Origin of the sequence: Massilimicrobiota sp. An134 (assembly GCF_002160815.1) — a bacterium.
Lineage (GTDB): Bacteria > Bacillota_I > Bacilli_A > Erysipelotrichales > Coprobacillaceae > Allocoprobacillus > Allocoprobacillus merdigallinarum.
The window spans coordinates 1-24429 of record NZ_NFLH01000014.1; the positions used below are offsets into that span (position 1 = coordinate 1).

Sequence of the window (24429 nt, forward strand, 5' to 3'; positions counted from 1 at the left end):
TGACAAAACCCCACTCTTTGTCTTCGCTTTGCTGTTTTCCAAAGAAGTTGCAAGCTACTTTGGAATCGAACATATTGACCCAGATAAGATCAATCTGACTCAGTCGCTCTTATCTCAAAAATAAAGCATAAACAAAACACAGGGATACCCATAATGTACAGATAAATAAGACCATCAGGGGGTGGAATTTTGCTTTGCAAAAAAAACAGAAAATTTGACCCTGGCTTTACTATACTCTCAAAAACAAGTCAAATTGCTTCTTACAAGTTCATTTTAAGACCTGATGTGTCAAAAATCAATATCTGAAGGTGATTTTTATAATACAAAAAATCACTTTGCAATTTGAAATTCAACTCTCACAAGAAGAGTTGAATTTAAATATACAAAGTGGAATTTAGTTTTTCATTTCACCAGTATTGATTTTATGAGGTTTTTATATATGTCTGGATTGACAAAAGGGCGTATATGTGGTATATTACGTGAGCATGTAATAAATTTACTGCCTGTCTATATTTAAGATATAGACCATTAGACCATAGGAGGAGGTAAAAAGATGAATAAGTACGAAATCATGTTTATTGTAAAACCTGATGTTGAAGAAGAAACAAGAAATGCATTAATCGAAAACTTCAAAAACATTTTAACAAATGGTGAAGGAACTGTAGATAATGTTAATGAATGGGGATTACGTGATTTTGCTTATGAAATTCAGGATTACAAAAAAGGATATTATGTTGTCGTAGATACAACAACTACTCCTGAAAATATTTCTGAATTTGAACGTATTTCACGTATCAATGCAAACGTTATCCGTCATATGACTCTTAGAAGATCTAAATAAGAAGGTGAATTCTGATGATTAATCGTGTTGTATTAGTTGGAAGAATGACGAGAGATCCTGAGTTAAGAAGAACAAATAGTGGTGCTGCAGTTACAAGCTTTACTTTAGCATTAAATCGTAACTATAATTCAGCAGATGGACAACAGGCTGATTATATCAATTGTGTTGTTTGGAATAAAGTTGCTGAAAATGTAGAAAAATATTGTTCAAAAGGTTCATTGGTAGGTGTCGAAGGAAGACTTCGTTCACGTAGCTATGATAATGCTCAGGGACAAAAAGTGTATGTTGTTGAAGTTGTTTGTGATAGTGTACAGTTCTTAGAAACAAGAGCTGCTAGAGAAAGAGCACAGCAACAACAACCACAAGTATCACAAGATAACTTCTATGATATGAAAACAGTAGAATTAGAAAAGGATTTTGATAATTCTTTTGATTCATTTGATATCATGGAAGATGATATTCAATTTTAAGGAGGAAAAGGTTTATGGCATTCAAAAGACAAAGACCAAGAAAAAAAGTTTGCTATTTTACAAAAAACAAGATTGATTACATCGATTACAAAGATGTTGAATTATTAAAAAGATTTGTTTCTGCTAACGGTAAAATCATTCCTAGACGTGTAACTGGAACAAGTGCTAAATATCAAAGACAATTAGCAGTTGCTATTAAACGTGCTAGACAAATGGCTTTATTACCATACGTTGGTGAATAATAATGATTAAAAAACCTTGATAAAATCAAGGTTTTTTTATTTCTTGAGGAGTTTCTGGTACTAATTTGGTACTATTAGGAAATAGAACTTAATATTAAATAAATTGAATAATCTAGCAAGAAGCGATAATACTAACGTTAATTAATTAAAAAATTTTTATAGTTTAAGCAAATATTTTATATTGAGCATCTGTTAAAAGCGTTCCGTGGAACGCTTCTGGAACGCCTTTGAAACGCTTTTTAAATATTATCTTAAATTATAACTTAAGTAATATATATGATAATGTTTTAACTGACTTCATAGTTTGATATAATAGAATAATCGAGGGAGTGATTATAATGAGAATGGAAGAATTACAAGATTTAATTAATGGTGGAGAAAATTTAAAAGTTGAGTTTAAATCTTGGATTGAAACTCCTAATTTTAAAAGTCTTATTAAGTTATGTGTAAAAGAAGTAGTGGCACTCGCTAATTCAGACGGGGGATATTTATTATTAGGAGTAGAGGATGATGGAACTATTACTGGATGTGAAAAATATGATTTACAGAATATAATAGAAAGTATTTATGATAGAACAGTTCCAAAATTATTTACACGAGTAGAGAGTCAAAAAATCGAAGATAAAGATGTTATTATTATATATGTAGATAAAAGCAAAAGACTTTGTGGAACTTCTTCAGGTGAATATTATAAACGATTAGGTAAAAATTCTAAACCATACACTCCTGAAAAAATGAAAGCTGTGTTTGATGAAGATACTGATTATTCATCTCAGATAATTGATTCGACTTCGGAAGATGATATAAATTTGTTGGAAGTATATAAATTAAAAGAGAAATTAAAAACTAGAGATAGAGAATCAACTCTGGCAGAATTAGATGACATGTCTTTTTTGAAAAATCTTTCTTTAATCAAGGAAACTGATGAAGGAATTAAGCTTACTGTTGCAGGATTGCTTTTTGTTGGAAAAGAATTATCTATTCAAAAATTAATGCCTCAAGCTGAATGTATTTATTTACATTATAGTGATAATAATACAGAAGAATATGACAGTAGATTAGATTTAAAGTTGCCTATTATTTCTGTTTTAGATCGTCTAACAGAGAAAATTCAAAATTTTAATCACCTCATTAATATTCAAGTTGGATTATTTAGATTAGAAATTTATGATTTTTCTGAAAAAGTTTTTCAAGAAGCATTACTAAATGCATATACACATCGTCGTTATGATAGCCCTGGATCGATTTATGTTAAACATTATTCAGATAAATTAGTAATTGAAAGTCCTGGTGGTTTTTTGGCTGATATTAATGAAAATAATATTATTACTCACCCTTCTTTACCAAGAAATAAATTGATTGCAGAAACATTGCAAAGATTAAGGTATGTACAAAGGTCTGGACAAGGTATCGATATTATATTTAAAGAAATGTTGTCAATGGGAAAACCATATCCTGAGTATACGGTATATAACGATGCAATACGTTTAACGTTATATAGTGCGACTGAGGATACGGAATTTGTAAAGTTTATTGCTGAAACACAAGATAAGCGTTTGCAACAATTCAGTTTGTCAGAATTAATGATAATGCGTTATTTATATGAGAATAAAGAAATTTCTTTATCGCAGGCAGCTAAACTAACTCAATTATCTATAAATGATGTAAGGCATAGTTTAAGAACTTTGGAAAATGAAACTTTGATTGAAGTGTCAGGAAAAGTTTATATGTTAACAGCGCAAACATACGATAGGGTAAAATCTGATGTTAAATATGTACAGGATAAAGCTATTACATATTTGAAAGCTAAAAGTTTAATACTAGATTATTTAGAAACACATGAAAGTATCAATAATGAAAAGATACGTATGTTATGTCGTTGTTCAAAAAAACAAGCTAGCACATATACAAAAAAAATGCGTGATGAGAATATTCTTGAAATGATTGGGAAGAGTATAAACACGAAATATGTAAAAAAATAAATTGCGTTCCAAAAAGCGTTCCTGGAACGCTTTTAATTTTAAGAGTATTTTATTTATTATCTATTAATGGTACTAATTTGGTACTATTGTTTAATTCATCAAGCTTGTTTACAAGCTGAATTTGCTTATCAGGGTATAAATGACTGTAAGTTTTTAATGTTGTTTCAACGGTATCACCTATACGTTCTGCTATCATGAGTGCACTATAACCCAATTCAATAAGCATAGAAACATGACTATGTCTAAAGGAATGGAGAGTAAACTCAGGATTAAGATTGGCTCTGCTTTGTGCGTATTTCAATCGCCCTCTTGCTTTTGTGTAATGATTCATAAAAATATAATCATCATCTTTTGGCTTATAGAGATTATCGATATATTTCTTAATAATTTCTACAAGGAATTGAGGAATACCAACATCCCTATAGCTATTGTGTGTTTTCGGAGATGTAATGACATCCTTTTTATTAATACGTTGATATGATTTTGTAATGTGAATAACTCCTTTATCTAAATCTATATCCTTTTTTTGTAATGCAAATAATTCACCTTTTCTCATACCTGTGTAAAAAAGAGTAGAGAATATAGTGTAATCATTATAGTCCTGTACGTTTTCTAATAAAGTTTTCATCTCATCAATAGTATAAATTTGCATCTTTTTGCTTTTATGGCTACCAATACTTCCGGCTTTAGTACAAGGATTCGTTTTTAGATCATAATATTTTGTAGCGTGATTAAAAATAGCATTTAGTATTCCATTCACCTTTTTTAAATATGCTTCAGAATAGTTTTGGCTTATAAGCACATTTTGCCATCGTCTTATTATTATGGCAGTAATCTCATTCATTTGATATTGTTTAAAAAAAGGAAGAATCCTTTTCTCGATAATATTGTTTTTAACAAGTAATGTCTTTGGTTTTAGTCGAGGTGACATATCATCTTGATAAAGTTTAACAAAGTTTTCAAATGACATATTAAGATCTGTACTTTGTTGTTCTAGAAAATGTCGTTCAAACTCTTTAGCTTCACGTTGTAATTTGAATCCTCTTTTTTTCTTTTGTTTCTTCTCACCTTTATAATCAGTATAATAAAACTTACAAAACCAAGTTTTGGTTTTCTTATCATAATATGTTGGCATTGTATTTCGCTCCTTTTCATGTTAAAATTGGAGCATGAAAAATGATTGCTGTGGTAGGTAATTCTTTTTCATGCTGTGCACTCTAGTTGGCGCTGGAGTGCTTTTTTTATTTATTGTAATATTTTTTTAATGCGACACGATACATCGTATCAATTGATTGATCATCTTCAAAATCAAGGTCTAATTCTTTGTTTGTAAAGAGAACTTTGTAAATAATATCTTTCTTATAATTTGGATTATTTGCTTTATATTGATTAATTGTTTCTTCATTCATAAATTGAGATTCATATACAACTTTTTGATATTGGTATTGAGCATCTTGTAAACTTCTATTAATGAGAAGATAAGCATCATTACGCAATTGTTCAAATTGAGACTGATCAACAGAAACAAAGAAAAGTTTACGAAAAGCCTTTAGTAATGTATAGAATTCATCGAAAAGTGTATAAATTTTTATTTCATAATTTCCAAACTTTTCATGTTCCTTATCAAAGTTTTCTTTCATATCAAAGAACTTACCAGAATCATATAATAAAATATCTTTTAATTCATCGTGTTGTACAGGATAGTAGTTATGATCAAAAAGAAAATCTTCGTTATCTAAGTCAAAAAACACGCTTGGGCAAATAGAGAGTTCATCAGATATTTGTTTGATGACATCTATTTTAGGTTCACGACCATTTTCGTAATTTTGATAAGTTGTATATGGGATATTGAGCCGTCTGGCTAACTCGGCTTTAGATAGACCTTTTTTCTTACGTTCTCTTGCTAATATTTCTGAAAAAGTAGCCATATATATGTATTTAACCTCCTTTCTTGAGTTAATTATATCAAATTTGTACAACTTGTAAATAAATATAACTCATTTTGAATAAAAATATATGAAAATTATTTAAAATGAGTTATTTATATTGACAACAACCTAATATATGCTATTATTTAATTGAAAATAACTCAAATTGAGTATAAAGGAGGTGGAAATATGAAGGTTGACTCAACAAAAATTAAAATCTTACTGATAGAACGTCAATTATCAGTAAAGGAGTTTTGTAAAATCAACAACTTGTCTTATAGTACAATCTCTGCAATATTAAGAGGTCAAAGGATTGGGCAACTCAAAACTATCGGACAAATTGCTGATGCGTTAGATGTAAGTATTGATAGTATATTAAAAGAAGGAGAATAGAAATTATGGAAATTGAAAAAAGTTATTATGATGTATACGATGTAATTAAATTATTAGGAGTTAGTAAAAGTAAAGCTTATGCAGTGATGAGAGAGATGAATGATTATTTAGAAGAACAAGGATATTTAGTTATTTCTGGTAAAGTCCCTGCAAGATATTTTAATGAAAAGTGGTATGGTGGAACACATGCCTAGTTTAAAAGAAAGTGCACTAGCCTATGCTAAAGAAGGGCTACGAGTCTTTCCACTGGCACCAAACAGTAAAGGAAAGCAAGTTCTTCATTCATGGATAAAAGAAGCAACCACGAATCCAGATACTATTGAATATTGGTGGGATACAAATCCACAATATAATATTGGTATCGTAACGGGCGAAAAACTATTTGTTATAGATGTTGATATAAAAAATCAACATAATGGAATTGAATCTTTAAAACAATATGGAAAAGAATTACCTACCACAAAAATGGTGAAATCTCCCTCAAGGGGATTTCATCTTTACTATTATGATGATCGCCAAGAAGTTAAAACATGTACAGGATTGTATGATGGTATTGATATACGAGGAAAAGGTGGCTACATTGTAGCACCACCTAGTATGATAAATGGCAATAAATATCAGTTTATTAATAAAGAACCGGTTGCTAAAATAAATGATGCAGTACGAAACTTTTTAAATAGACATAAAGAAAATCGAGAGAGTTCATTTACAAGTCAAGATATCGTTAATGAAGGATATAGGAACGATTATCTATTTCGTATGGCGTGTTTCTTGCAACAAAAAGGATTTAGTGATGTGGCTATCAATGAATGTATTAAAAAAGAGAATGAAGAAAAATGCCAGCCACCATTAGAAATTCAAGAAATTGAACGTATTGTTCAAAGTACACTAAAATATAAAAAAGGTTCAGTTCAATTACGAAACGAAATTGAGTATGAAAGATCGTTTACTTTAACACAACTTTATGCTTCTAAAGATGATGATGAAGATGATATTGTTGAAAATATGATATCGGTAGGCCTAACTCTTTTAGGTGCACCACAAAAATCAGGAAAAACTTTTTTTGGATTGCAGCTATGTGATGCTATTGTAGAAGGTAAAAATTTCTTAGGAAGGAAAGTACAAAAAGGAACAGCGGTCTATCTTGCTTTTGAAGATAAAAAGACAAAAATCAAAAAAAGATTGCAAAGAATGCAAGTAGACCCCAATGATAAATTTGTTATTGATATTCTTAAGCCGAATCATTTGTATGATTTAGAATTAAGAATTGAACAAGAGCTTCAAAGAAATGCAGATTTAAAACTTGTAGTGGTTGATACATTCCATAAGATAAGAAAATCAAAAGATCGAGATTATGATAGTGAGTATGCCGAAGCGACAATGTATCATGAATTAGCTTGTAAATATCATATTGCGATTATCTTAATAACACATGTAAAAAAAGAGATAGATGTCAATCATCCATTTGATTCAATCTATGGAAGTAGAGGTTTAACAGCTGGGTCTGATTCAATCCTTGTTATGTATAAGAAGAACCATTTATCCAAGACACGACAGTTAGCAATACAAGGGAAAGATATACCGGATGATGAAATGACACTATTACAAAATGATAGTATGAATTTAGAAATTACTGAAAATGAGGATGATGGTGATGTTGATGAAAATGTTATGAAAGTTATTAATTTTATCATTCGAAAAAAAGAATTTATTGGTTCTCATGAAGATTTGTCATCCATTCTTTCACTTTCACTGACAGGAAGACAGCTTCAAGCTTTACTAGCAAAAAACAGTAATATCCTAGAGTCAACATTTATCTCTTACGAGAAGCAACCACGACAAAATAAAGCAAGACCTATTTGTTTAATATATCATGGAAATGAGGAAATTTAGTGACAGTGTGACAGTTATAAGGCAATACTTTTTGACCGTCACACCGTCACTCCTTAAATAAGTTAAATTTAAGATTTTATGTATTAGCAAGCAACGTATTTTGTCCCCAAAATACAAAATCAAAAGCTGGTACGACCAGCAAGATTGGAGGTTCATATGAAAAGAAATCATGAAATTAAGATACGATTTAATGATGATGAATTTAAAATCTTAAACAATAAATTAGAAAGAACGAGCTTAAGTAGAGAAGCATTTTCTAGAGCTTGTATATTAGGTAAAGAGATAAAAGTACCACCTGATCTAGATTATTATAAGTTAAAAAATGAGTTCAATCATATTGGTAATAACCTAAATCAGATAGCAAGAGCATTGAATAATAGACAAGACATATCACTAAAAACCATCATGGAAACCATCAAAGAATTACGACAAATGATTAAAAATCTTGATGAAAAAGTAAGGGGTTGATTAAAGCAGTAACGTCAATTTGGGCTATCCGAGATCGTTTGGATAATGTCATCAAATATGTCGAAGATGAAAAAAAGACGATGCAAACGGTCTTGGATTACATCAGCCAAGATAATAAAGTCAAACAAAAAAAGTATGTAACTTGTCTTAATTGTGATGCATTTGCCCCATTAAAATCGATGCAGATGACTAAAAAATTGTTCCATGATCATAAAAAAATCGTAGCATTTCATGGTTATCAGTCATTTAAAATCGGTGAGGTCGATGCAAATATTGCACATGAAATTGGTGTAAAGTTTGCACAAAAAGTGTTTGGAAATCGTTATGAAGTTGTCGTTAGCACACACCTAGACAAAGATCATATCCATAATCATATCTTGATAAATTCAACTTCATTCATTGATGGAAAACGATTCTGTAATACAAAAAAAGATTACTGGAACATGAGAAATACGTCTGATGAATTATGCAAAGAATATGGATTATCTATCATTGAAGATCCATCATACGATTCAAAAAAGTTGAATTATCATATCATGAAAACCTATATGAATGACATAAAAAAGGATATAGATGCTCTTGTAAAAGAGAGTAATTGTATTAAAGATTTAAAGGGTAATATGAAAAAGAAAGGGTATGAGTTCGAAAGAATCGATGGAGAAGATGTCGTTTATCATCCATATTGTAATGAACCAATCTATCTAAAATTGTTAGGAGAAAAGTATCATCTTGATGAAATTGAAGAAAGATTGACTGACAAATGGATCCTTCCTCAAAACGTTGAACATACACAAAGTTATTATCGTTGTAAGGAATATTATCAACTTTATAAAAGAAAACAGTTACCTAAGCTAGCAGGAATCCATGTTGCTTATCTTATTTCAATTAATATCTTACCTACAAGAAAGCAACATATCTCTAAAGAAGCAAGACAAGCACTCAAGAAAATGGATCAATACTCTAGAGAAATCGAACTTCTTGCCAAGAACAAGATAGAAGATATTGATCAATTAAATAATTATCAACAACAAAAACAAGATGAACTCAATGACTTATTAAAACAAAGACAAGGTTGTTATTATCAACGACAACGATCAAGAACGATGGGTGAAAAAGAAGAATGGTCAGCAAAAGCAAAGTTATTTACACCAGAAATAAAGAAACTAAGGCTTCAAATCAAAGCGTGTGAGAACATCAGGAATCGTAGTTTTGATAAAGATATCGAAAGAATAGCACAAAAGAAAATTAAACAAAGAGGTGCAAGATAGGAGGATAAAATCATGAAAGAAATCAAGTATAACACAGTAGGGGATTATGAATTTCCGTCATTAAAAGAAGAAAGACCTTTACCAAATTTATCTAGATTTGGAAGAGAATATTTAAGAATATTAAAGGAAAAACATCCAGGGCATTACCTAGCCTTACGAGCAAGAGATGAGCTAAATGAAGAACTGATTCGTATGGATAAAGAGTTAAACCAGCGATATGAAACCCTTGTTGAACAATACAAAGTATCAAAAAACATAACTGAAGAATTGAAAGAACAAGACCAAATGAAATGGGTTCAAGAGATGAATAATATCAAAAATTGTGTGGAAGAAATTATCTGGAATGAAATGGATTGAAGTAGGGGAACCTACTTCTTTTAATTTAATCATTTTGGTCTTCAATTTAGTCATTTGTCTCAGAATTGACTAAATTAAAGTGTAGTAATGGTAATTATATTATCGAAATTGATAAAAAACTTGTAAAAGTGCAAGAAAACTATATAAATGATTGCAAATAAAATATATAATTATAAATAGTATGGAGGATAGTCTATGAAAGTATGTTACAACAAATTTTTTAAATTATTGATTGATAGAGGAATTAGAAAAATGGAATTTGCTAAGATGGCAGGTATTAGTCAAAATACGATGGCGAGACTTTCTCGAAATCAGAATGTTTCATTAGATGTACTAGGAAAAATATGTTGTACTTTAGATTGTAAGATAGATGATATTCTTGAATTTATATCAGAAGATAAGGAGAAATAGTGATGGCAAAAGACAATACAAAAATAGGATTTGAAAAACAAATATGGGATGCAGCCTGTGTTCTTTGGGGGCATATTCCAGCAGCAGATTATCGTAAAGTGATTGTTGGCTTGATATTTTTAAGATACATTTCTAGTGCATTTGAAAAACGATACAATGAACTAGTAGAAGAAGGTTATGGTTTTGAAAATGATAAAGATGCATATATAGAAGAAAATATATTTTATGTACCTGAAAAAGCACGTTGGAATGTAATTGCTTCTGCAGCACATACGCCTGAAATTGGAACTGTATTAGATGATGCAATGAGAGCAATCGAAGATGAAAATAAGAGCCTTAAAAATGTATTACCAAAGATATATGGTAGCCCTGATTTAGATAAACGAGTATTAGGCGAAGTTGTTGATTTATTCACAAACGAAGTTAATATGGAAGATATTGATGGAGATCGAGATATATTAGGTCGTACATATGAATATTGCATAGCACAGTTTGCAGCATATGAAGGAACAAAAGGTGGAGAGTTCTATACACCTTCTAGTATTGTTAAAACAATTGTTGAAATATTGAAACCTTTTGAAGATTGTCGAGTGTATGATCCATGTTGTGGGTCTGGAGGAATGTTTGTACAAAGTGTAAAATTTCTACAAGCACATTCTGGCAATAGAAATAGAATATCTGTTTATGGTCAAGAATCAAATGCTGATACATGGAAAATGGCTAAGATGAATATGGCAATTAGAGGCATTGATGCAGATTTTGGACCATATCAAGCAGATACATTCTTTAATGATTTACACAAAACATTAAAAGCAGACTTTATCATGGCAAATCCACCATTCAATTTAAAAAACTGGGGGCAGGATAAATTAAAGGATGATGTTCGTTGGAAATATGGGTTACCACCTGAAGGAAATGCGAACTTTGCATGGATTCAGCACATGATTCACCATTTGGCACCAAATGGAAAAATAGGTTTAGTATTAGCTAATGGTGCATTATCATCTCAAACATCAGGAGAAGGAGAAATTCGAAAAAATATTATAGAAGCAGATCTAATCGAAGGAATTGTAGCATTACCAACACAATTATTCTATAGTGTTACAATCCCTGTAACATTATGGTTTATTAGTAAAAATAAAAAACAAAAAGGAAGAACTCTCTTCATTGATGCACGCAAAATGGGATATATGGTAGATCGTAAACATAGAGACTTTACTACTGAAGATATTAAAAAGCTAGCTGACACGTTTGAATTATTTCAAAGTGGTACCTTAGAAGAGGTAAAAGGATTTTGTGCCATTGCGACCACAGAAGATATAGCAAAACAAGACTATATTTTAACTCCAGGAAGATATGTAGGTATTGCGGAACAAGAAGATGATGGAGAGCTATTTGATGATAAGATGAAACGTCTAACTTCTGAATTGTCAGACATGTTTAAAAAGTCTCGTGAGTTAGAGGATGAGATACGCAAAAAATTGAGTGCAATTGGATATGAAATATAACTTTGCTATATTATTTAAATGTGCTGTGAGTAAATTCATTTGTGTGAAATTAAATATTGGTTAAGGATACTAATCGGATATTTTATTAACTTAAGAACATATTTAAAATATTTTAACAGGTATAGAAAAGTTCATCGAGTAGCTTTAGCAACTCTTAGATCATGGGAAAATAGATACAACTTTTCAGTACGCAATGGAAAAACAGAGCAATGTTAAGATTGTTCACTTAAAATACATTAGATAAAGAGGAAAAGATTATGGTTGAATGGATTGAGAAAAGTCTTGGAGAAATTGCAGAAGTAACAAAACTGGCTGGTTTCGAGTTTACTAAGCATATAAAATACAACAGTGATGGAGAAATTATAGCGTTGAGAGCTCTAAATTTGAGAAACGGAGAACTAGATTTAACTGATATCAAAAGAATATCAAGAGAAGTGTCAGAAAGATTGACTAGAAGTAAAATTTATAAAGACGACATATTGTTAACTTATACAGGAAATGGGTATGGCGATTGTGCAATAATAGAAGATAATGATAAGTACCATTTAGCACCCAATATTTGCAAAATTGTACCTAATAATAAAGAAGTTTTCCCATATTATTTATATTGCTATATTCGTTCCAAAGCCTTTTATAATCAAATGTCTAACAATATGACGGGATCTGGACAACCTACCATTCCAATGAAAACAATAAGGCTGCTAAAAGTACCAGTACCAGAAATGAGTGTGCAAATAAATGTTGCTAATATGATATGGTTGCTCAATCAAAAAATACGCAATAACAGAGCGATAAACAATAATTTAGCGGCTTAAAGCTCAATGCCTGACACATCAATCTCGCCGGACATTAAACGAGGTAAAAGAGTATCTCGAAGCTTTGCTAAGCGTTTGTTTTCTAAACGGTTATTAACAATCTGTTCTATCATCGGCGCTGTTATTTCGTCGAACTTGTTGAGCGTACTCTCATCAGGTAGCAAGATTTCAAAAGAGTCGTAATCTTTTTTGCCTATATGAATTACAGTTGTAGCAACCTGTGTTTGCTCAATATGATTCAGTAAAGGCTTAATACTGTAAAGAACAAACGCTTTTCTCTTTGGTTGTTTATTTTCAAAAATACATACTCGTTGGTTAAGCCAAGCTTCTTCATTACCCCAAATGTATGGACGGAATTCTCCATCCATACCAACTACAATGTCACCGGGATGAATTAAATGACCTTTTGGATGTATTTCTGTTGTAAAGGTTACAAATTCTTGTTCCTTTAGGTCACGAATACGAATGATAGGTTTACCAAATCCTTCCGTATTGAACATTTTTGAAGCAAAAGGAGCACCATAGATAATGTTTGCAACAGAATATATATCTGTAAGTTTCCAGTTAGCTGGCTTTGTCCCATTAAATGGCTCATAATCAACAAACCAAGATTTGTAGAGCGCTTGCATTTGTTCATCTAAATTATTGTTTATAATATATCCGATAACTCCCGTGGGTGGCGGGAGTTAATATCAGGGGACTTCCGCCTCATTGTCGTTCTCTAAGATTTATTCAAAGGAGAATTGACTGTGAAACAAAATTTAATTAAAGACGTTGTTCAGGAAATGTTACCTTTCTTAAACAATGCACAAAGCGAAAAATTGCAAGAAGTTTTGAAATATGCTCTTGGAAAATACGAGGTAACAGAAAATAAAGAGACAGAGATAATCTTGGAGCAGGACTTTGTTGAACTGTTCTTATCTGCAAAACGAATAGAGGGCTGCTCTGAGAAATCTCTAAAATATTATAAAGCAACCATTGAAGCTATGATTGCGGAATTACAAAAAAACGTTAAGCATATTGTAACAGATGATATTCGCAATTATCTTACTCACTATCAAGAGAAAAATGGTTCAAGTAAAGTTACAATAGATAATATTCGCCGTATTTTATCAAGCTTCTTTTCTTGGTTGGAGGATGAGGATTATATACTGAAAAGCCCCGTCAGACGCATATACAGAGTGAAAACTGGAACAAATATCAAGGAAACATATTCCGATGAGGCGTTAGAACTTATGAGAGATAATTGTACGGAATTAAGAGATTTGGCGATGATAGATATGCTTGCGTCAACAGGTATGCGTGTCGGCGAAATGGTATTGCTAAATCGAAATGATATTGATTTCAATGAAAGAGAATGTATTGTGTTCGGTAAAGGAAGCAAAGAGCGTGTGGTCTACTTTGATGCTCGAACTAAGATACATTTACAGAATTATTTAGAAAGCAGAACAGATGATAATCCGGCGTTGTTTGTATCGCTTAAGTCACCTCACGAAAGGCTAAAAATCGGCGGTGTTGAAGTCCGTCTGCGTGAATACGGAAAACGATTAGGTTTGCAAAAAGTACACCCACACAAGTTTAGGCGTACACTTGCAACTATGGCAATAGATAAAGGAATGCCTACTGAGCAGCTTCAGCAGCTCTTGGGACATAGGAAGATAGATACAACCTTGCAGTATGCAATGGTAAAACAGAGCAATGTTAAAATTGCTCACCGAAAATACATTGGATAGAGAGGAAAAGATTATGGCTGAACAAATCACAACGTTAGCTTCACTAACGGTAAACGGAAAAGGTTCATACGGAATTGGTGCAAGTGCCGTTCCTTTCTCAAGAGATTTATATACCTATTTGAGAATTACAGATATAAAAGATGACGGAACACTCAATCTACAAGATTTGAAATCGGTTGATGATGATAAAGCTTCGGAATATCTTTTAAAACCGAACGATATTGTATTTGCAAGAACAGGAGCAAGTACTGGAAGAAATTATTTTTACGATGGAACAGACGGGGAGTTTGTATATGCAGGATTTCTTATTAAATTCAGTATTGATGAGAAAAAAGTAAATCCTAAATATATAAAGTATTTCTGTCAATCTAAACAGTATAAGGACTGGATTAACTCCTTTAATACTGGTAGCACACGTGGAAACATAAATGCTCAAACTCTTGGAAAAATGCCGATTCCTCTAATTGAGAGAAAGAAACAAGATGCTTTGGTAAGTATTCTTTCAAGTATAGACGAAAAAATTAAGAAGAATGAAGCAATAAACAATAATTTAGAGCAGCAAGCACAGACTTTGTTTGAAAATACTTTTTGTAAACCCGCAGATTTTGCTACAAAACGAATTTCATTGTCGAACTTAATGGACTATGCCGGTGGAAGCCAACCACCTGCTTCCGAATTCATTTTTAGCCCGCAAGAGGGTTACATTCGTTTTGTTCAAATTAGAGATTACGATACTGACAGTCACATTACATATATACCTGTTTCTTCCAAAAACAAGCTTTGTGAAGAACACGATATAATGATTGCCCGATATGGTGCATCTTTGGGGCGAATCTGCTTCGGAATTAACGGAGCTTATAATGTTGCTCTTGCTAAGGTTTTTCCAAAGAAAACCTTTTACAGAGAGTTTCTTCGATGCTACTTATCCTCTCGCACATTTTATGAAGGGATAAACAATAAAGGTGGAAGAAGCGCACAATCAGGGTTCAATCAAAGTGATATAAACTCTTTTGAGATAGAATTTCCGCTTGATGAGGCCATCGTAAAGAACTTTGAAGATATTATTGCGCCAATGTTTGAGCAACGTTTGCAACTTAAAAAAGAAAACCAATACCTTTCTTCTTTGCGTGATACCCTTTTACCAAAACTGATGTCTGGTGAGATTGATGTGTCTAACATCGAGCTTTAAGCTACTAAATTATTGTTTATAAAAACAAAAGGAGTTTATAATGATTGAATGGGTAGATAAATATAGTAATGTAATACAAATTATAATAGGTTTACTTTCTTTAGGTGCAACATTTTTTGTTTCGTTTAGAATATATCAGTTACAAAAAAGACATGAACAAGAAATAGAAATGATGGAAGAAAATGAACAAAAAAGAAAATTAGAGGAAGAAGCACATAGGTTTTTAATAGATAATGCAGAAGAGATTGATTATTTGCCTTGGTGTGTTATTGCTAGTAACTTATCTAGACATCAAAAACATACTCGTAAAATATACACGAATTTTTGTAAATGTTCTATAGAATTACAAAATGAAATAATGCGTGTTGAACAATACAATATACGTACTATTGATGATATAAATTGGATAGATAAAGCCATAGAGTCACTAAGAAACGATATTAAAAAATTTCAATTGGCTCAACGTGATTATTTGTATGATAACGCAAAATATTTTCATAGAGCTTTTGAACATTATAAGGAAAAGAAATGGGAAAGAACTCCACGAATTTTTGAACCGATCAATAAATTTAAACAATTTTCAAAGATATGTTTTACAGATGGCAAGTTAAATATTGGAAATTATATTAATGAGTATCTTAATTTGTATATAGATAATTCAGATTTATGTATTGGTAAACCAAAACCACCATTTGATTATGTATGGCAAGATCAAAAGTTATCTTCTATAGATACAGATGAAGAAATAGTTTGTTGGTGGATAATGGATTTGGTTTTTTATACTGTAATGAATCTTTATAACCATGATATCTATGATTCAAAAATATTAATAAACGATATAACGGATGCACAAGTTAATACATTTGAAGATAAATACTTTCAAACAATGTTTGTATTATATTGTATATACTGCAATTCATAAAATATTAATTAGAAAATCAAGAAGAGAAAAAAATAATTTTGAGTATAAAGCAAAACACATCATTGATGTAAAAATGGGGGAATATATGAAAAAGAAAATAATTGAATCTATATTTATGATAGTTTTAGTAATAATAATAGGAATAATTATATCATATATTTTTGGCTTTCAAATTACATATAATCCTTCTTTAGATAATAATTGGGATGCTCTTTCAGTATGTGCTTCTTGGACTGGAGTTTTTACTTCTTTAATAGCGATTATTGTTGCTATTAAAGTTCCTGAAAAAATTGCTAAAAATCAAAATGATATTTCCTTATTTGAAAAACGTTGGGAATTGCGTGAAATAGTATCTGAATTGAAAGATTTTGGGAATGCACTTTCAAAAATAAAAAAATCAGATATTGACGAATTAAGTATTATAACAAAATCTAGACATTATTTAATTGTTTTTATGTATAGCGGTGATCGTGATGAAGAAATACAAAAGAAAATTGGATTAAATATAAAGAATATCTATGATGAACATAAACAGTTGATAGGGTATCAGATTATTGATTGTAAAGATAGTGATTTAGACGAGTATGAAAGAAATTTTAAAACTTATATTGGTAGACAAAAAAGAATTATCAAACAGTATTCATTATTGCTTGATCGAGATAGTGAATATATATTAACGAGAATAGCTGATGTGTATTATAAATTGATGATAGAAATATTAATGGGCAGTGATTTGAAAAATAATGATATTTTATCATTTAAAAGTAATCCTGAATTTGAAAAATATTTTTTTGATGCAGATAGTACTGAAAAAGTAAAAAATGAATTTTTAAATATGATTAAAGAAATGGAAGAGAAGCTCGTCTTTGAAAAAATTGAAGAATATCTGAGAATAAAGGAGTGAGAATCATGCATCAAGTATACAATGAAGAAAGTTACGAAAATTCAATAGTAGATTTATTTGAAAATGACTTACAATATCAACGTGTTTATGGTCCTGATATTGTAAGAGATTTTTATAACCCTTTATATGAAGATGTTTTACTAGAATCGATTGAACGAATTAATAGAAGATTACCTCGTAGTGCTATAGATGATGCGCTATATAAATTGAAAAACTTCGAAAATGGTGAATTGGTTCAAAAGAATATGGTTTTTATGGATTATCTTCAAAATGGAGTACCTGTTCGTTATTTTGATGGTAGTGAAGAAAAGTCTTCGATTGTTTATTTGATTGATTATGATAATGTAAATAATAATTCATTTATTGTGGCTAACCAATGGACGTTTATTGAAAGTAGTAATAAAAGACCAGATATCATATTGTTTATTAATGGATTGCCACTAGTATTAATGGAATTAAAATCTCCTTCTAGAGAAGAAACAGATGCTTCAGAGGCTTATCGTCAATTACGGAATTATATGCATGAGATTCCATCGATGTTTATTTATAATGCCATCTGTGTGATGAGTGATCATCTTGTATCAAAAGCTGGAACGATTACTTCAGGTGAAGATCGCTTTATGGAATGGAAGAGTAAAGATGGAAATCGAGTAAATGACAAGTTTGCTCAATTCGATACTTTTTTTGAAGGAATTTTTGAAAAAGAAAGATTGTTAGATATTATTAAAAATTTTATTTGTTTTTCAAATGAAGGAATTAAAACTTTTAAAATATTAGCAGGGTATCATCAATATTTCGCAGTAAAAAAAGCCATTGTTTCGACAAAAAATGCAACACAAACAGATGGAAAAGCAGGAGTATTTTGGCATACACAAGGAAGTGGAAAATCATTATCCATGGTGTTCTATGCTCATTTGTTACAAAAAGCATTAAATAGTCCAACTATTGTTGTTATTACTGATAGAAATGATTTAGATGATCAGTTATATGGACAATTTAGTAAATGCAAAGATTTTTTAAGACAGACTCCTATTCAAGCAGAAAGTAGAGATCATTTAAAACAATTATTAGAAGGTAGACAAGCCAATGGTATCATCTTTACAACAATGCAAAAGTTTGAAGAATATGGTGTTGCATTGTCTGATAGAAGAAATATTGTTGTAATGGCAGATGAAGCACATCGTGGGCAATATGGATTAACTGAAAAAATAAAAATGACTAAAAATGAACAAGGCGAAGAAATAGCAAAACGTACAGTAGGGATTGCTAGAATTATTCGTGATAGTTTACCTAATGCGACTTTTATTGGATTTACTGGAACGCCTATTTCTTCAGCAGACCGTAATACTACGGAAGTTTTTGGTAAATATATAGATATATATGACATGACACAAGCGGTAGAAGATGGGGCAACAAGACCAGTGTATTATGAAAGTCGTGTTGTAAAATTAAATTTGGACGAAGAAACTTTAAAAATCATCGATGACGAATATGATTTAATGGCTAGTAATGCTGACGAAGCAGTTATCGAAAAGAGTAAGAAAAAACTAGGACAAATGGAGGCTATTCTGGGTAATAATAGCACGATAGATTCTTTGGTAAATGATATCATCTATCATTATGAAGAAAATCGTGAACACTTATTAACAGGTAAAGCCATGATTGTTGCATATTCTAGACCGATTGCAATGAAGATTTATGAAAAGATACTTGAATTAAGACCTCATTGGAAACAAGAAGAAAAGGTTGCTGTAGTAATGACTTCCGGGAATAAAGATCCTGAAGAATGGCATGAAATTATTGGGAATAAAGCGCATAAAGAAGAACTAGCTAAGAAGTTTAAAGATAATAGTAGTTCTTTAAAAATAACAATTGTTGTGGATATGTGGTTGACAGGATTTGATGTACCATCATTAGCAACAATGTATGTTTATAAACCAATGCGTGGACATAATTTGATGCAGGCCATTGCACGAGTTAATCGTGTCTTCGGAGATAAAGAAGGTGGACTTGTTGTTGATTATATTGGTATTGCAGGAGCTTTAAAACAAGCGATGAATGATTATACAACAAGAGATAAAAAGAATTATGGAGATATGAATATCGTAGATATAGCATATCCTAAATTCTTGGAAAAATTATCAGTTTGCCAAGATTTGTTCTATGGTTATGATTATAGTTTATTTAAAACCGGAACAGAATTACAAAGAGCAAAAGTAATTTCTGGTGCAGTAAACTTCATTATTGATCCAGTAAGAGAAGAAGATAAAGATATTTTTGTGAAGGAAGCATTATTAATGCATCAAGCATTATCATTGTGTTCATCTATTGTGAATGAAGAAAATCGTTTTGAGGCAGCCTTTTTTGAAACAATTCGTGTCATGGTAAATCGATTAATGAATAATGGTAATGGTCAGAAGCTATCCTTGCCAGATATTAATGAAAGAATAAATGAATTATTAAAGCAAAGCATTAAAAGTGATGGAGTAATCAATCTTTTCTCATCGATCAAGGAAGAGTTCTCATTGTTTGATCCTAAATTTCTTGAAGATGTCGCAAAAATGAAAGAAAAAAATCTAGCTATTGAGTTGTTAAAACGATTAATAGCAGATCAAGTAGCTGTATATAAGAGAACCAATGTTGTAAAATCTGCAAAATTTAGCGAAATTATAAAAGCGACACTTAATCGTTATATTAACGGAATGATTACAAATGAGGAAGTAATACAAGAACTTTTAACATTAGCAAAACAAATTACTGATGCACAAAATGAAGGTAATAAGTTAGGTCTTACAGCTGATGAATTAGCTTTTTATGATGCATTAACAAAGCCACAAGCAATTAAAGATTTTTATGAGAATGAAGAGTTAATTGCAATAACTAAGGAACTAGCAGATACACTTCGTAAAAACAGTACTATTGATTGGCAGAAGAGAGAATCAGCAAGAGCAAATATGAGGATGAAGATTAAGAGATTATTAAAGATACATAGATATCCACCTGATGGAATGGATGATGCAGTTCAAACTGTCATGATGCAATGTGAGATGTGGGCTGATAACCAATGATTGATAGGAGTGTAATATTATGGTTCATGGAAAAGCAATAGAGTTATTTTTAGTAAATGGGACCGCAGAGAGTTTAGTAACTGCTGAATTATCAAATTGGAATGGTAAAGCAATTAAAATCCCTAGAACAGAAGTTCAACAATGTAATCGTGAGGATCTTAGAAATGCGGGAGTATATTTCTTATTTTGTAAGGAAGATTCTGATATAGATTCTGTTTACATAGGAGAAGCTGAAAATGTGTTGGATAGACTAAATCAACATTTAAGAGATTATAATTCTGATAAAGAAAAATACTATTGGAATTCAGCTGTTGTTTTTACAGGAAGGGATTTAAATAAAGCTTTGATACGTTATTTAGAAAATAGATTTGTTGAGATAGCAAGAGAATGTGGTCGTTATCAGATATTAACTAAAAATACATATAAGAATACAGTGATGAAAGAATCTCAGATTGCTTCTATGGAAGAGTTTATTGATAATGTAAAGATAATTATTAATACATTAGGATATAAAGTTCTTGAACCAGTTCCACATGCAGACGAAAAAACAGTGTATTTGTATTGTAAAGGAAGTGGAGCAAATGCTAAAGGATTTGTTAGTTCTGGTGGATTTACAGTTTTAAAAGGATCGAAAGTATCTGATCACATGGTTTCTTCGTTTGAATTAAGAGGAAGATCTTATTTCAATTTAACGAATAAATTAGTGGATGATGGAATTATTGTAAATGATATTTTTGAAAAAGATTATGAATTTAATGCACCTTCAGCCGCCTCTGCAGTGATTCTTGGCCGTACAAGTAACGGGAATATCGATTGGAAAAATGACTCTGGTATATCTTTAAAAGATATTAATGAGTGATTGGATGAACGAACTAACTCTAAGGTATCTTTGTCGATTAAATTACAAAAAATTACTGAACTTCTCGGCATAGGATTAACAATATATAGAATAGATTTTGATGAGATAAAAAAACATAAATTATTGGATTGGAAATATTAAAAAAGTAATTAATGAAATTTGTTAAAATGAGAGTGTTTCTTAACAAACGGATTAGATAGCGGTTTGTTTTTGTAACAATGATGTACTGTTTTGATAATATAAGAAACATTCCATGAAGTTTGTACAATAGATTAATTTATTATTTGAAGGAAATAATACAGAATGGTGATATACCGTTATATTATTAGAAAATGAATTTCATAATTAAAAATGATAATGTTTTTAAGGGGTGAAAAAATGAAAGGATGGCACAAAATAGATTTACATCAACATACACTACATGAGATTACATATGATGGTAAAGAACCTAAAAGTTTGTATACTCATGAAAAATTTGAAAATGTTTTGATAGAAGAAGGTGTTGAGTTAAAAGCGGTGACTAATCATAATACTTTGAATATTGTTGATCACATTAAACATGCATTAATATGTAAGAAAAACAATGTTAACTATTTACCAGGAGTGGAAATAGATTATTTATTTGATACAAAAGATGTGCATGCAATTACAATCTTGAATCCACAAAATGATATAGTATGTTTTTCATATAGACTAAATGAAATTATTACTAATAAATCTAAAAAAAAATTTTTAGATAAAGATGAGTTTGCGAGATTACATGAAAATATGGAATTTATTTTTATTCCTCATGTAATGAAAAACAAAGGGATTTATCCGTCAAAAGATATAGAACCAGTGGAAGAAGCGGAAGACTGGGTGATTAATATGATAAAAAATGGAATTTCTGTTCCAGTCATATTTGAGAACACACAGAATTATAATAAATATTCAATTTATGGTAAAATCGAAGAACTTTTATTAGATGATTATCAGTATCCCGCTTGTTATGTTGGGTCAGATTATAAGTTTGATAATGATGTGCAACGAAGAAAAGTTGCTATTGATAGAGTTAAACATTATATTTTTTCGGAGCCAACATATAGAGGGTTAGAGATTTCTGTTAGAAATCATAAAACAAGAATGGCGCATGAATCTGAACTAATATCCAGAGGTAAATATTTAGAATCAATTAAGATACATAATAATAAGAATTTTAGAAACGATATGACATTAGAGTTATCTCCAGCATTAAATGTTATTATTGGTGGATCAGGATCTGGAAAAACATTATTACTTAATGAAATATTCAGGAGCATTACAGGAAATGATTTAAAAGATGTCAAAAATAACAGCAAGAAAAAGGGAGAAAGTGCATATTTTTCTAAAGTTGGGAAGGGGGCTCTTTTAGAAATTAAATCAGTTCCCAATAATTATAAAGAATTCAAAGTTGTAGAAATACCAAATATTTATACTGAAATAATGAAATATGTAAATAATCATGAGAAATTAGGAGATGTGTTCAAAATCTCTAATAGATCTTATGTGAATTCATTGATTAGTGACTTCATTTTAGATTGTAATAAATATAGTGAATTAATGTCTGATTTGGAAGATGAGAAAAAATTAGGAAGCGAAAGTTTAAGAAATATTTTCACAAGTATTGAATTTTTAAATGCTAATCCAGTTAAAAAGAGCATGTTTAAATTAAAACCCAAGAATATGACGAATCCAAATTCATTAAAAACACATTTAATTATAGAAAATGATAGAAAAATAATTTTAAAAAAAGATGAAATTTTAAAATATTTTAATGACATTGATAAAACGCTGGATTTTGAATTTAAAGAAATAGTAGAAGAAATTATTAATAAATATTTGTTTTTATTAGATAGGATAAATGATAAAATTGATGCTTTTGAAGAAAGAGAGATTAAAGAAAAAGTACTGGAGCAGATACAAAATTTATTAAATATAGCTATCCGCAACTCTTCAACCAAACTAGGTCAAAAAGAAAAAATCTTCAAAGAGAGAGAAGAATTATTATCTAATAATCAGTCAACTTTGATTAATTGTATAAAAAATGTTTTGAAAATTAATAAAGAACTTGAAAGTGTTCATTTGAAATATCCTTTTGATAAAATAAAAAATACAATTGAAACAAAGAATGCAAATGAATTGGCTAGATTTACATTATCTTTTGATAAAGAAAGTTTAAAACATGTTTTAACTGATGATAGTGATTTTATTGAAACAAAAAATGTTTCTACAAAGTTACGAAAATTACCAATAAAATATATTGACTTTTTAGATGATCAATCAATTAAATTGTTTATAAATGAACTTAAAAAAGTAAATTTGGATATTAATAATATCATCAAAAATGAGTTGCCATTATCTCTTGAATTAAATGTAAATGGGAATTGGAAAGAAGCTACAGCAATTAATCAAGGAACAATAGCAAAAGTATCTATGGAACATTATTTTAACGATATTATAAAAACTGAGCAACCAGATATTATTTTCATTGATCAACCTGAAAATGATGTAGATAAAGAATTTTTAACCCAAACATTAGCTAAATTTTTAATAGATAAGAAAATGGTATCACAGATTTTTATTACTTCACATGATGCAATATTAACAGTGAATGCAGATGCGAATATGATAATACAAGCAGATGTTGATGAAGATAATAAAATTAGTTATATGTCATATCCATTAGAATATACAGAATGCAATAAAGTAGGAACTGATGAAGTTGCACGAATATTGGATGGAGGAAAACAAAATATTGAGAAGAGATATCAAATTTATGGAGGTATTTTGAAATATGGAGATTAATATTTTAAAAGAAAAAGAGAATGTTTTCTTTAATGTAGATGGATCAGAAAATCAACTAATGAATTTTGATAATTTAGTTACTTTGTCAGAGAAAATAGTTGATATGAAAGATGATTTTGAATATCAAATTAATTGTTCTGATAGTTCGTTAGAATTATATAGATCAACATTAGTTGAATTGATAGAAAGCTTGAGAAACGACACTGATTTGCTGGAATTACTCTCTAAAAAGGATGGAGTATAAAAAACCTGATACCGTTATGCTACCAACATAAAGTGTTTATTGTAAAAATTGAAATAATCTGATAGAAAAATGAGATTTTACGCTTTTAATGTTAACAAATATGTTCATTAT

General features: G+C 30.2%; 24 protein-coding genes. 21 read left to right on the top strand and 3 right to left on the bottom strand.

Annotation, left to right across the window (positions count from 1 at the left end):
• Positions 1-553: 553 nt before the first annotated feature.
• From rpsF to B5E79_RS07100, 4 genes are all read left to right on the top strand, one after another.
• Positions 554-841, top strand: coding sequence for a 30S ribosomal protein S6 (gene rpsF, locus B5E79_RS07085; protein WP_087244235.1), 288 nt, complete (start codon positions 554-556; stop codon positions 839-841).
• 14 nt (positions 842-855) lie between these two features.
• The gene (gene ssb, locus B5E79_RS07090) at positions 856-1311 is read left to right on the top strand and encodes a single-stranded DNA-binding protein (protein ID WP_087297482.1); all 456 of its coding nucleotides are present in this window, start codon (positions 856-858) and stop codon (positions 1309-1311) included.
• 14 nt (positions 1312-1325) lie between these two features.
• On the top strand, positions 1326-1553 hold the full coding sequence (rpsR, locus tag B5E79_RS07095; protein ID WP_087244237.1) for a 30S ribosomal protein S18: 228 nt from the start codon (positions 1326-1328) through the stop codon (positions 1551-1553).
• A gap of 338 nt (positions 1554-1891) precedes the next feature.
• Positions 1892-3535 carry an RNA-binding domain-containing protein gene (locus B5E79_RS07100; protein ID WP_087297483.1) on the top strand — a complete coding sequence of 548 codons (1644 nt, stop codon included), beginning with the start codon at positions 1892-1894 and terminating at the stop codon, positions 3533-3535.
• Positions 3536-3584: 49 nt separating this feature from the next.
• On the opposite strand, the gene B5E79_RS07105 is transcribed toward B5E79_RS07100, so the two are convergent.
• Entirely contained in the window at positions 3585-4670 is a 1086-nt protein-coding gene (locus B5E79_RS07105) for a tyrosine-type recombinase/integrase (protein ID WP_087297484.1), read from the bottom strand.
• A gap of 106 nt (positions 4671-4776) precedes the next feature.
• Positions 4777-5463, bottom strand: coding sequence for a helix-turn-helix domain-containing protein (locus B5E79_RS07110; protein ID WP_087297485.1), 687 nt, complete (start codon positions 5461-5463; stop codon positions 4777-4779).
• A 189-nt stretch (positions 5464-5652) separates the two neighbouring features.
• Between B5E79_RS07110 and B5E79_RS07115 the strand changes: the two genes are divergently transcribed.
• From B5E79_RS07115 to B5E79_RS07155, 9 genes are all read left to right on the top strand, one after another.
• Positions 5653-5856, top strand: a complete 204-nt coding sequence (locus tag B5E79_RS07115; protein ID WP_087297486.1) for a helix-turn-helix domain-containing protein — start codon at positions 5653-5655, stop codon at positions 5854-5856.
• Between the two features lie 5 nt (positions 5857-5861).
• Complete coding sequence (locus tag B5E79_RS07120) at positions 5862-6050, top strand: hypothetical protein (protein ID WP_029482170.1); 189 nt, start codon at positions 5862-5864, stop codon at positions 6048-6050.
• A complete protein-coding gene (locus B5E79_RS07125) occupies positions 6043-7749 on the top strand; it encodes a bifunctional DNA primase/polymerase (protein ID WP_087297487.1) in 1707 nt (568 codons plus the stop codon). Before B5E79_RS07120 ends, B5E79_RS07125 begins: the two co-directional genes overlap by 8 nt.
• Positions 7750-7905: 156 nt before the next feature.
• Positions 7906-8217, top strand: a complete 312-nt coding sequence (locus B5E79_RS07130) for a plasmid mobilization protein (protein ID WP_087297488.1) — start codon at positions 7906-7908, stop codon at positions 8215-8217.
• The gene (locus B5E79_RS07135; protein ID WP_241147468.1) at positions 8214-9485 is read left to right on the top strand and encodes a relaxase/mobilization nuclease domain-containing protein; all 1272 of its coding nucleotides are present in this window, start codon (positions 8214-8216) and stop codon (positions 9483-9485) included. Before B5E79_RS07130 ends, B5E79_RS07135 begins: the two co-directional genes overlap by 4 nt.
• A 12-nt stretch (positions 9486-9497) precedes the next feature.
• Positions 9498-9842 carry a TnpV protein gene (locus B5E79_RS07140; RefSeq protein WP_087297489.1) on the top strand — a complete coding sequence of 115 codons (345 nt, stop codon included), beginning with the start codon at positions 9498-9500 and terminating at the stop codon, positions 9840-9842.
• Positions 9843-10037: 195 nt separating this feature from the next.
• Positions 10038-10253 (top strand): helix-turn-helix domain-containing protein, encoded by a 216-nt coding sequence (locus tag B5E79_RS07145; protein ID WP_002606573.1) that lies wholly within the window; start codon positions 10038-10040, stop codon positions 10251-10253.
• A 2-nt stretch (positions 10254-10255) separates the two neighbouring features.
• Entirely contained in the window at positions 10256-11761 is a 1506-nt protein-coding gene (locus B5E79_RS07150; protein ID WP_206393144.1) for a type I restriction-modification system subunit M, read from the top strand.
• Positions 11762-12018: 257 nt separating this feature from the next.
• The gene (locus B5E79_RS07155) at positions 12019-12576 is read left to right on the top strand and encodes a restriction endonuclease subunit S (RefSeq protein ID WP_087297491.1); all 558 of its coding nucleotides are present in this window, start codon (positions 12019-12021) and stop codon (positions 12574-12576) included.
• On the opposite strand, the gene B5E79_RS07160 is transcribed toward B5E79_RS07155, so the two are convergent.
• Positions 12573-13205: a restriction endonuclease subunit S gene (locus tag B5E79_RS07160; protein WP_087297492.1), complete on the bottom strand. Its 633-nt coding sequence runs from the start codon at positions 13203-13205 to the stop codon at positions 12573-12575. The two genes, B5E79_RS07155 and B5E79_RS07160, sit on opposite strands and share 4 nt — an antisense overlap.
• A 120-nt stretch (positions 13206-13325) precedes the next feature.
• Between B5E79_RS07160 and xerA the strand changes: the two genes are divergently transcribed.
• The 8 genes from xerA to B5E79_RS07200 all read left to right on the top strand — a co-directional run bounded on the left by xerA (position 13326) and on the right by B5E79_RS07200 (position 24318).
• The gene (gene xerA, locus B5E79_RS07165; protein WP_087297493.1) at positions 13326-14309 is read left to right on the top strand and encodes a site-specific tyrosine recombinase/integron integrase; all 984 of its coding nucleotides are present in this window, start codon (positions 13326-13328) and stop codon (positions 14307-14309) included.
• A 13-nt stretch (positions 14310-14322) separates the two neighbouring features.
• Positions 14323-15498, top strand: coding sequence for a restriction endonuclease subunit S (locus B5E79_RS13830; RefSeq protein ID WP_241147469.1), 1176 nt, complete (start codon positions 14323-14325; stop codon positions 15496-15498).
• A gap of 40 nt (positions 15499-15538) precedes the next feature.
• Positions 15539-16420: a hypothetical protein gene (locus tag B5E79_RS07175; RefSeq protein ID WP_087297494.1), complete on the top strand. Its 882-nt coding sequence runs from the start codon at positions 15539-15541 to the stop codon at positions 16418-16420.
• An 85-nt stretch (positions 16421-16505) separates the two neighbouring features.
• Positions 16506-17324 (top strand): hypothetical protein, encoded by an 819-nt coding sequence (locus B5E79_RS07180; RefSeq protein ID WP_143746771.1) that lies wholly within the window; start codon positions 16506-16508, stop codon positions 17322-17324.
• 5 nt (positions 17325-17329) lie between these two features.
• Positions 17330-20392, top strand: a complete 3063-nt coding sequence (locus B5E79_RS07185) for a type I restriction endonuclease subunit R (RefSeq protein WP_087297496.1) — start codon at positions 17330-17332, stop codon at positions 20390-20392.
• 19 nt (positions 20393-20411) lie between these two features.
• A complete protein-coding gene (locus B5E79_RS07190; RefSeq protein WP_087297497.1) occupies positions 20412-21251 on the top strand; it encodes a GIY-YIG nuclease family protein in 840 nt (279 codons plus the stop codon).
• Between the two features lie 351 nt (positions 21252-21602).
• Positions 21603-24074: a hypothetical protein gene (locus tag B5E79_RS07195; protein WP_143746772.1), complete on the top strand. Its 2472-nt coding sequence runs from the start codon at positions 21603-21605 to the stop codon at positions 24072-24074.
• Positions 24064-24318 (top strand): hypothetical protein, encoded by a 255-nt coding sequence (locus B5E79_RS07200; RefSeq protein ID WP_087297499.1) that lies wholly within the window; start codon positions 24064-24066, stop codon positions 24316-24318. The genes B5E79_RS07195 and B5E79_RS07200 overlap by 11 nt, the downstream gene beginning before the upstream one ends.
• Positions 24319-24429 lie beyond the last annotated feature (111 nt).

Bases quoted from the DNA above. Each gene is read 5' to 3' on its own strand.
- B5E79_RS07130 (WP_087297488.1), top strand. From the start codon at position 7,906: ATGAAAAGAAATCATGAAATTAAGATACGATTTAATGATGATGAATTT.
- B5E79_RS07150 (WP_206393144.1), top strand. From the start codon at position 10,256: ATGGCAAAAGACAATACAAAAATAGGATTTGAAAAACAAATATGGGAT.
- B5E79_RS07180 (WP_143746771.1), top strand. From the start codon at position 16,506: ATGAAAAAGAAAATAATTGAATCTATATTTATGATAGTTTTAGTAATA.
- B5E79_RS07190 (WP_087297497.1), top strand. From the start codon at position 20,412: ATGGTTCATGGAAAAGCAATAGAGTTATTTTTAGTAAATGGGACCGCA.
- B5E79_RS07145 (WP_002606573.1), top strand. From the start codon at position 10,038: ATGAAAGTATGTTACAACAAATTTTTTAAATTATTGATTGATAGAGGA.
- B5E79_RS07125 (WP_087297487.1), top strand. From the start codon at position 6,043: ATGCCTAGTTTAAAAGAAAGTGCACTAGCCTATGCTAAAGAAGGGCTA.
- B5E79_RS07160 (WP_087297492.1), bottom strand. From the start codon at position 13,205: ATGCAAGCGCTCTACAAATCTTGGTTTGTTGATTATGAGCCATTTAAT.
- B5E79_RS07140 (WP_087297489.1), top strand. From the start codon at position 9,498: ATGAAAGAAATCAAGTATAACACAGTAGGGGATTATGAATTTCCGTCA.
- B5E79_RS07115 (WP_087297486.1), top strand. From the start codon at position 5,653: ATGAAGGTTGACTCAACAAAAATTAAAATCTTACTGATAGAACGTCAA.
- rpsF (WP_087244235.1), top strand. From the start codon at position 554: ATGAATAAGTACGAAATCATGTTTATTGTAAAACCTGATGTTGAAGAA.
- B5E79_RS07120 (WP_029482170.1), top strand. From the start codon at position 5,862: ATGGAAATTGAAAAAAGTTATTATGATGTATACGATGTAATTAAATTA.
- B5E79_RS07200 (WP_087297499.1), top strand. From the start codon at position 24,064: ATGGAGATTAATATTTTAAAAGAAAAAGAGAATGTTTTCTTTAATGTA.
- B5E79_RS07155 (WP_087297491.1), top strand. From the start codon at position 12,019: ATGGTTGAATGGATTGAGAAAAGTCTTGGAGAAATTGCAGAAGTAACA.
- B5E79_RS13830 (WP_241147469.1), top strand. From the start codon at position 14,323: ATGGCTGAACAAATCACAACGTTAGCTTCACTAACGGTAAACGGAAAA.
- B5E79_RS07110 (WP_087297485.1), bottom strand. From the start codon at position 5,463: ATGGCTACTTTTTCAGAAATATTAGCAAGAGAACGTAAGAAAAAAGGT.
- B5E79_RS07195 (WP_143746772.1), top strand. From the start codon at position 21,603: ATGATAATGTTTTTAAGGGGTGAAAAAATGAAAGGATGGCACAAAATA.
- B5E79_RS07100 (WP_087297483.1), top strand. From the start codon at position 1,892: ATGAGAATGGAAGAATTACAAGATTTAATTAATGGTGGAGAAAATTTA.
- rpsR (WP_087244237.1), top strand. From the start codon at position 1,326: ATGGCATTCAAAAGACAAAGACCAAGAAAAAAAGTTTGCTATTTTACA.
- B5E79_RS07105 (WP_087297484.1), bottom strand. From the start codon at position 4,670: ATGCCAACATATTATGATAAGAAAACCAAAACTTGGTTTTGTAAGTTT.
- B5E79_RS07175 (WP_087297494.1), top strand. From the start codon at position 15,539: ATGATTGAATGGGTAGATAAATATAGTAATGTAATACAAATTATAATA.
- B5E79_RS07185 (WP_087297496.1), top strand. From the start codon at position 17,330: ATGCATCAAGTATACAATGAAGAAAGTTACGAAAATTCAATAGTAGAT.
- ssb (WP_087297482.1), top strand. From the start codon at position 856: ATGATTAATCGTGTTGTATTAGTTGGAAGAATGACGAGAGATCCTGAG.